This window comes from Marinomonas maritima (assembly GCF_024435075.2).
In the GTDB taxonomy this organism is placed as follows: Bacteria; Pseudomonadota; Gammaproteobacteria; order Pseudomonadales; family Marinomonadaceae; genus Marinomonas; species Marinomonas maritima.
In genome coordinates this window covers 622501-629440 of sequence record NZ_JAMZEG020000003.1, presented here as the reverse complement: position 1 = coordinate 629440, position 6940 = coordinate 622501, and the positions used below count along the sequence as shown (strand labels likewise).

The following is a 6940-nucleotide window of genomic DNA, read 5'->3' as shown; positions in this document are numbered from 1 at the left end:
AATGGCGGGTTTGATTGATAAAGATGCTGAGCTGGCTCGCTTGCAAAAAGAAATTGATAAAACGTCCAAAGAACTACAGCGCATACAAGGCAAACTTTCTAATGACAGCTTTGTGGCGAAAGCGCCAGCAGAAGTGGTCGAAAAAGAACGTTCTAAATGTGATGATTTGCAGTTGGCAGTGAACAAGCTAGAAGAGCAAAAAAAAAATTCGTATTGAATCTTTGTAAATAAATAGAAGTCAGAAATCATTTTAGGGTTTCTGGCTTCACGCTTACTTTAATAAAAATAAAAAAAGAGGCGCAATGGTTATGGAACGATTAACGGGAAAGGTTAAATGGTTTAATGACGCGAAAGGCGTTGGCTTTATTAAGCGAGTAGAAGGCAGCGATGCTTTTGTTCATTACAAATCGATTGCCTGTGATGGTCATAAAACGCTTAGAAAGGGGCAATCGGTTAGTTTCCTTTTGTCAGAAACGGATTTTGGCGTTCAAGCGATTGATGTTCAACTAGAGAAAGAGGCGCAAATTGCATCCTCTGGCTCTAATCAGTATCTCGAGCAGGCTTAGTTTAAGCAGACTCTTTTAGCATTTTGTGTGCAAGTTTAACAAAGTCTACAGGTGTGAGAATGCCGACGAGTTTGTCGTTTTGAATGACGGGTAAGCATCCATACTTGTTTTCAATGAAGAACTCGGCAGCCATGCTTAATTCTGTTTCAGGGCTAATGGTTAAGATGTCCTTGTTCATGGCGTTGGCAATCGGCGTTTGTTGTTCTTTTTTTGGATATGTGTTGCGTGCCAAATTGGCTAACTAGGTGAAATGCATGACGTAAGTATTCACGCTGGGTTAGCATGCCTACGCATTCTCCCTCATCGTTGATGATGGGGATGTTTCTAATGTTTTTTTCGTGCATCAATGCTTTGGCTTTCGCTAAAGAATCATTTTCCCTTAATGTGATTAAATCTGTTGTCATTAGATCTGCCACTGTATTCATAAACAGAACTCCTTTTATTTATCATTGCGTTAGATTTTAGTGTAGAGCGGATTATGCATTAAAGGCAATTATGTATTAAATGCAAAATAGTCGCCTTGAGGTAAATCAAGAATGAAAGATCAATACTGGATGGAACGGGCGCTTGAATTGGCTGCGAAAGCGGCGTCTGAAAATGAAATCCCAGTGGGTGCCATTATTGTGTTGAACGATGAGGTCATTGGCGAGGGTTATAATGCTCCAATTTCTCTTTGTGACCCGACGGCGCATGCAGAAATTCAAGCGATTCGCATGGCATGTCAAAAAATGAAGAACTATCGATTACCTGGTGCAACTTTATATGTGACGTTGGAGCCATGTTCTATGTGTGCAGGAGCAATGATTCATGCCCGAATTGATCGCGTTGTTTATGCAGCGATGGAGCCTAAAAGTGGTGTTGTTGAAAGTCAGGGGTGTTTTTTTGAGGCACCGTTCCTTAATCATAAAGTGAATGTTGAATCCGGCGTATTGGCGGAAACGGCATCTGCTCAGCTGACGCAATTCTTCCAATACCGCCGTGAGCAGAAAAAGAAACTTAAGGAACGGGCAAAAAAGGCGATTTAGGCAGTTTATTCGTTCATTTTGTGTAGAAAATTCATACTCTGCTGGCCTCTATTTGCTTCATTGATTTAAAATACCCGCACCATTTCCCCAAAACTACCAAGTGAGGCAATACTCAACATGCTAACTCTGCATGGTTCCGCTGCGCTATCGGCGTTTCGCAAGGCAAAGTTATTAGCCAATATGCAATCATCTGTCGCTACTGTTACAGATGTCGATGCTCAATTTCTCCATTTTGTGGAGCTGGCTGATAATCAAACGCTTACTGTTGAACAGGAAACTGTTTTACAACGTGTTTTGGCCTACGGTCCTAAATCCTCCCAAGTCAGTTCATCGGATCAAAGTGTTTTAGTGGTTCCTCGTTTAGGAACGATTTCACCTTGGTCATCGAAAGCAACCGATATCCTTCATAACTGTGGCCTTGCGGCCGTATCTCGCGTTGAACGTGGCGTGGAATACTTTATTCATAGCTCTGAACCATTAACGCTTGAAGCGTTAGATTTGTTGTCGGTGATGTTGCATGACCGCATGACAGAAAGCGTGCTTTCGGCATTAAGCGACGCTTCTGATATGTTTTCTCATGCAGAGCCTGCACCTATGACGAGTGTTGATGTGCTTGGTGGTGGACGATCTGCGTTGGTTGAGGCAAACCAAACACTAGGTCTCGCTCTTGCTGAAGATGAAATTGATTATCTTGTTGAGTCTTTTGTTGAGCTTGGACGTAACCCAATTGACATCGAGTTGATGATGTTTGCTCAGGCAAACTCAGAGCATTGTCGTCATAAAATTTTTAATGCGTCTTGGACTATTGATGGCGAAGAGCAAGAGCGTTCTTTGTTCAAAATGATCAAGAACACACACGAACACAATCCTGATGGGACCTTGTCTGCTTATAAAGACAATGCTGCGGTCATGGAGGGTAATTTTGCGGGACGTTTTTTTCCAGCGCCAGCTCTTGTGAATACAATTTCAGCCAGGAAAACATCGATATTCTGATGAAGGTTGAAACTCACAACCATCCGACGGCCATTTCACCTTTTTCAGGTGCGGCAACGGGTTCTGGTGGTGAGATTCGTGATGAAGGTGCGACAGGTATCGGCTCAAAACCAAAGGCAGGTTTGAGTGGTTACACGGTCTCTGACCTTAAAATCCCTGGTTTTGAACAACCTTGGGAAAGTTATTATGGCAAACCGTCTCGTATCGTGACGCCTTTGGATATCATGATCGAAGGTCCTATTGGTGGTGCGGCGTTTAACAACGAATTTGGTCGCCCAAACTTATTAGGTTACTTCCGTACTTACGAACAAAAAATCCAAGGCGCTTCTCAAGAAGAAGTGCGCGGTTACCATAAGCCCATTATGTTGGCGGGTGGTTTGGGGAATATTCGTCGTGAGCATGTTGAGAAAAAAGAAATTAAAGTTGGCGCTAAGCTGATCGTGCTTGGCGGACCAGCCATGCTGATTGGTCTTGGTGGCGGTGCTGCGTCTTCTATGGCGTCTGCTGATGGCAACGAAGATCTTGATTTCGCGTCTGTACAGCGTGGTAATCCAGAGATGGAGCGTCGTTGTCAGGAAGTGATCGACCGTTGTTGGCAGCTTGGTGACAATAACCCAATTAGCTTTATCCACGATGTGGGTGCTGGTGGTTTGTCCAACGCATTACCTGAGCTAGTAAAAGACGGTGAGCGTGGTGGTAGTTTCGATTTGCGTAAGGTGCTTAACGATGAGCCTGGCATGTCACCGTTAGAAATCTGGTGTAACGAATCGCAAGAGCGTTACGTGATGGCGGTTTCTCCAGATCGTGTCGCAGAGTTTACGGCTATTTGTGAGCGTGAGCGTTGTCCTTTTGCCATTGTCGGTGAAGCCAAAGAAGAAATGCATTTAGAAGTCGCCGATGAGCACTTCGATAATAAGCCTGTTGATTTGCCAATGTCTGTTTTGTTTGGCAAGGCGCCTAAGATGCATCGTGAAGCGACTAAAGCGATTATTGCAGGGGATGATTTCACTGCTGTTGATGTGGATCTTGCTGATGCGGCAAATCGTGTATTGAGCTTACCAACCGTGGCGAGCAAGAACTTCTTGATCACCATTGGTGACCGTTCGATTACCGGTATGGTGGCTCGTGATCAAATGGTCGGGCCTTGGCAAGTACCTGTGGCGGATGTTGCTGTGACAACGTCATCGTTAGACAGTTACACGGGCGAAGCCATGACTATGGGCGAACGTACGCCGATTGCTTTGCTTGATGCACCAGCGTCTGGTCGTATGGCGGTCGGTGAGGCGTTAACTAACTTAGCTGCTGCGCACATTACCAAACGTAGTCACATTAAGTTATCCGCAAACTGGATGGCGGCAGCAGGTCATGAAGGCGAAGACGAAAAGCTTTATCAAACTGTGAAAGCGGTAGGTATGGAGTTGTGTCCTGCATTGGATATTGCCATTCCGGTTGGTAAAGACTCTATGTCGATGAAAACAGTTTGGAAAGAAGACGGCGAAGAAAAAAGCGGTAACGTCTCCATTGTCTTTGGTAATTACGGCGTTCGCACCGGTTTCTGATGTTCGTAAAATATTGACGCCAGAGCTTCAAAATAAAGCCGATACGCGTTTGTTGTTGATTGATTTGGGAGCAGGTCAGAATCGTCTTGGCGGTTCTGTTATTGCTCAGGTTTACAACAAGTTAGGTCAGCAAGTGCCTGATGTGGATGATGCTGCGACATTGGCTGGCTTTTTTGACACGACTCAAGCATTAAATGCGGAAGGTAAGTTGTTGGCATACCATGACCGTTCCGACGGCGGTGTGTTTGCGACCTTGACAGAAATGTCATTCGCGAGCCATTTGGGTCTTAATATTGATCTAGATGAAATCATCACAAGTCGTGCTCAACTGGCACCGGCTTTGTTCAGTGAAGAGCTTGGTGCGGTGGTTCAGGTGAATGAGTCTGATGTGTCTGACATTGTTGCGGCTTACGCAAAAGTAGGCGTTGCTGTTTCTTCTATTGCGACACTTTCTGGTGATGACTCTATCCGTGTGCGCTTTGCTGGTGAAACTGTTTTAGAAGAAACACGCATTAATTGGCAGCGTGTTTGGTCTGAAACGAGTTACCGTGTTCAGGCGTTGCGTGATAACCCAGAATCGGCACGACAAGAATTTGATAATTTGTTGGACGCAAAAGACCCAGGTTTATCGGCATCGGTGAACTTTGACCAAAACGAAGACATAGTGGCGGCATTTGTTGCGTCGGGTGTTAAGCCTAAAATCGCCGTATTGCGTGAGCAAGGTGTAAATGGTCAAGTCGAAATGGCAGCGGCATTTCACAAAGCGGGCTTCACACCAGTTGATGTCCACATGAGTGATATTTTGTCTGGCCGTACTAAATTGACTGATTTCAGTGGTTTGGTTGCTTGTGGCGGTTTCTCATACGGTGACGTATTAGGCGCTGGTGAAGGTTGGGCGAAGTCTATTCTTTTCAACCCAGTTGCACGCGAACAGTTTGAATCCTTCTTCAATCGCCCTGATACCTTCACGCTTGGTGTGTGTAATGGTTGTCAGATGTTGTCGAATCTTTATGAGTTAATTCCCGGTGCAAGTCATTGGCCTAAGTTTATTCGTAACGAATCTGCACAGTTTGAGGCTCGTTTCGTACAAGTGGAAGTTCAGAAATCGAACTCTATTTTGCTGGCGGGAATGGAAGGTTCTCGTATGCCAATCGCGGTGGCGCATGGCGAGGGCCAAACCGAATACCGTGATGAGCAAGATATGGCAGCATTGGTGTCTTCTTCTCAGATCGCATTGCGTTATGTGGATAACTACGGTCAAGCGACCGAACGTTACCCATTTAACCCGAATGGTTCGGCGCAAGGTGTGACGGGATTAACGTCAGAAGATGGTCGAGTGACCATCATGATGCCTCACCCTGAGCGTGTTTATCGTACCGTTCAGCACAGCTGGCATCCAAGCGAATGGCAAGAGCAAGCGCCATGGTTGCGTTTGTTTCAAAACGCGAGAAAGTGGTTGGGTTAATATTTAGTTAACTATTGTTTTTTTAAAGCCCTCTAATCGAAAGGTTAGAGGGCTTTTTTGTTTTAAATGAGGTGCTTAATTAAAGTGTTAATACTGGCATCGGCGTATTTATTTCGTTCAAGGGCGTAATAGCGACCGATATTTCCTCTCTGTGTCGACAGTGCAATTAATTTCCCGTCCTTTAAATCATTCTTAATAAGTGCTTCTGGGCAAAGTGCTATTCCTTGTGCTGCAACAGTGGCCATTTTTAATAGGTGGAAGTCTTCATATAAAAGCTGGGTTGGTTTATTTAAAGTAAATCCTTGAAGAGCAAACCAATCTTTCCAGCTATGTCCCGTATGGTCATGTAGTAGGTCTGCTTCTAGTAAGTCTTTACTGGAAAAAAGTTGATGCGGCTTCATGTAAATGGGGCTGCAAACGGGGATGGTTTCGCCAGATAGAATTCTGGAACGTATATAAGGAGAGTGATCATCTTTTTCATGGCTACCAATGCGAAGGCTGTGTTCATCCAAGTAGTCTGGTGATGACGAGTGGTAATTAATGACAAGCTCGGAGTTGGGGTGTATTTCTTTAAATTTTAATAAGCGAGGGAGTAACCAAAATTCAATAAGTGAAGGTAGGCAATAAATCGTAATGGCGTTGATAGGGGTATTGGCTGGATCCGACAGTACTTGATCTATGTGATCAAAAGAGGCTGATAATTCAGAGGATAGTCGCTTTCCCTCAGGTGTAACTTTGAGTTGCCGGCCTGACTTATAAAATAAAGTAAACCCCAGCTGAGTTTCTAGTCGCTTAATTTGATGGCTAACAGCGGATTCTGTTAAATGCAGATGATCAGCGGTGCATTTTAAACTTTGAAAACGAACCGCTAAATGAAAGGTATGTAGTGCGGTATACGGGTGACCCATCATTAACTCACTTTAGTATTTGTCATGTATTTTTAAAAAATGTCATTTTATTTGAGTTTCCAGTTTCACTAGCCTAAGTCAAACATTAAATAAAATGGAGTCGGTGATGAGTAATGTAGAAGCAGCGTACAGAGCAGGCTCAGGATCAAAATTGTCTGTAGATGAGGTGTTTTATAATTCTTTAAAGGAGGGTGAGGCTAAGCGAACTTTGGTGGATACCATTAAAATTCCTATGCGTGCGGGAAAGGCTTGGAAAGTTCCTGCTGGTCATGTTTTTCGTATTCGTGTTTCAGAAGGACCACAAGTGGGAGACTTCAATATGTGGAACAAACATGATCCTCGTGAACGTATGTGGGTGTCTCGTAGTCGTCAATTGCAAAGAGCCCATGTCAGTACTCATGATCGTCTTTGGTCAACGCTTCCA

At 44.3% G+C, this 6940-nt stretch carries 7 protein-coding genes and 1 pseudogene (1 of these 8 cut by a window edge); 5 read left to right on the top strand and 3 right to left on the bottom strand.

Going from position 1 to position 6940, the window contains the following annotated elements; genetic code table 11:
• Both M3I01_RS15210 and M3I01_RS15205 read left to right on the top strand, forming a co-directional pair.
• Positions 1–217, top strand: a 217-nt coding sequence (locus M3I01_RS15210; RefSeq protein WP_255896742.1) for a hypothetical protein, incomplete at its 5' end; no start/stop codon positions are given.
• A 91-nt stretch (positions 218–308) separates the two neighbouring features.
• Positions 309–566 (top strand): cold-shock protein, encoded by a 258-nt coding sequence (locus M3I01_RS15205; protein ID WP_255896740.1) that lies wholly within the window; start codon positions 309–311, stop codon positions 564–566.
• A gap of 1 nt (position 567) precedes the next feature.
• Here the strand turns inward: M3I01_RS15205 and M3I01_RS15200 are convergent, their stop codons facing one another.
• Both M3I01_RS15200 and M3I01_RS15195 read right to left on the bottom strand, forming a co-directional pair.
• Positions 568–744 (bottom strand): CBS domain-containing protein, encoded by a 177-nt coding sequence (locus M3I01_RS15200; RefSeq protein ID WP_255896739.1) that lies wholly within the window; start codon positions 742–744, stop codon positions 568–570.
• Positions 719–991 carry a CBS domain-containing protein gene (locus tag M3I01_RS15195; protein WP_255896738.1) on the bottom strand — a complete coding sequence of 91 codons (273 nt, stop codon included), beginning with the start codon at positions 989–991 and terminating at the stop codon, positions 719–721. The genes M3I01_RS15200 and M3I01_RS15195 overlap by 26 nt, the downstream gene beginning before the upstream one ends.
• 111 nt (positions 992–1102) lie before the next feature.
• Between M3I01_RS15195 and tadA the strand changes: the two genes are divergently transcribed.
• Both tadA and purL read left to right on the top strand, forming a co-directional pair.
• Positions 1103–1591, top strand: a complete 489-nt coding sequence (tadA, locus tag M3I01_RS15190; RefSeq protein WP_255896737.1) for a tRNA adenosine(34) deaminase TadA — start codon at positions 1103–1105, stop codon at positions 1589–1591.
• A gap of 117 nt (positions 1592–1708) precedes the next feature.
• Positions 1709–5608: pseudogene (gene purL / locus M3I01_RS15185) on the top strand (phosphoribosylformylglycinamidine synthase).
• 62 nt (positions 5609–5670) lie between these two features.
• Here purL and M3I01_RS15180 read toward each other — a convergent pair.
• Entirely contained in the window at positions 5671–6519 is an 849-nt protein-coding gene (locus tag M3I01_RS15180; protein ID WP_255896736.1) for a LysR family transcriptional regulator, read from the bottom strand.
• Positions 6520–6622: 103 nt separating this feature from the next.
• Here M3I01_RS15180 and M3I01_RS15175 point away from each other — a divergent pair, with 103 nt between their 5' ends.
• Positions 6623–6940, top strand: the 5' end (the start) of a protein-coding gene (locus M3I01_RS15175) for an urea carboxylase-associated family protein (RefSeq protein WP_275565167.1). Its footprint extends 546 nt past the window's final position; the window shows 318 of its 864 coding nt (coding positions 1–318); it begins with the start codon at positions 6623–6625; its stop codon lies beyond the right edge, outside the window.

Coding starts and splice junctions, on each gene's coding strand:
- M3I01_RS15205 (WP_255896740.1), top strand. CDS start 309: ATGGAACGATTAACGGGAAAGGTTAAATGGTTTAATGACGCGAAAGGC.
- M3I01_RS15200 (WP_255896739.1), bottom strand. CDS start 744: ATGAACAAGGACATCTTAACCATTAGCCCTGAAACAGAATTAAGCATG.
- M3I01_RS15195 (WP_255896738.1), bottom strand. CDS start 991: ATGAATACAGTGGCAGATCTAATGACAACAGATTTAATCACATTAAGG.
- tadA (WP_255896737.1), top strand. CDS start 1,103: ATGAAAGATCAATACTGGATGGAACGGGCGCTTGAATTGGCTGCGAAA.
- M3I01_RS15180 (WP_255896736.1), bottom strand. CDS start 6,519: ATGATGGGTCACCCGTATACCGCACTACATACCTTTCATTTAGCGGTT.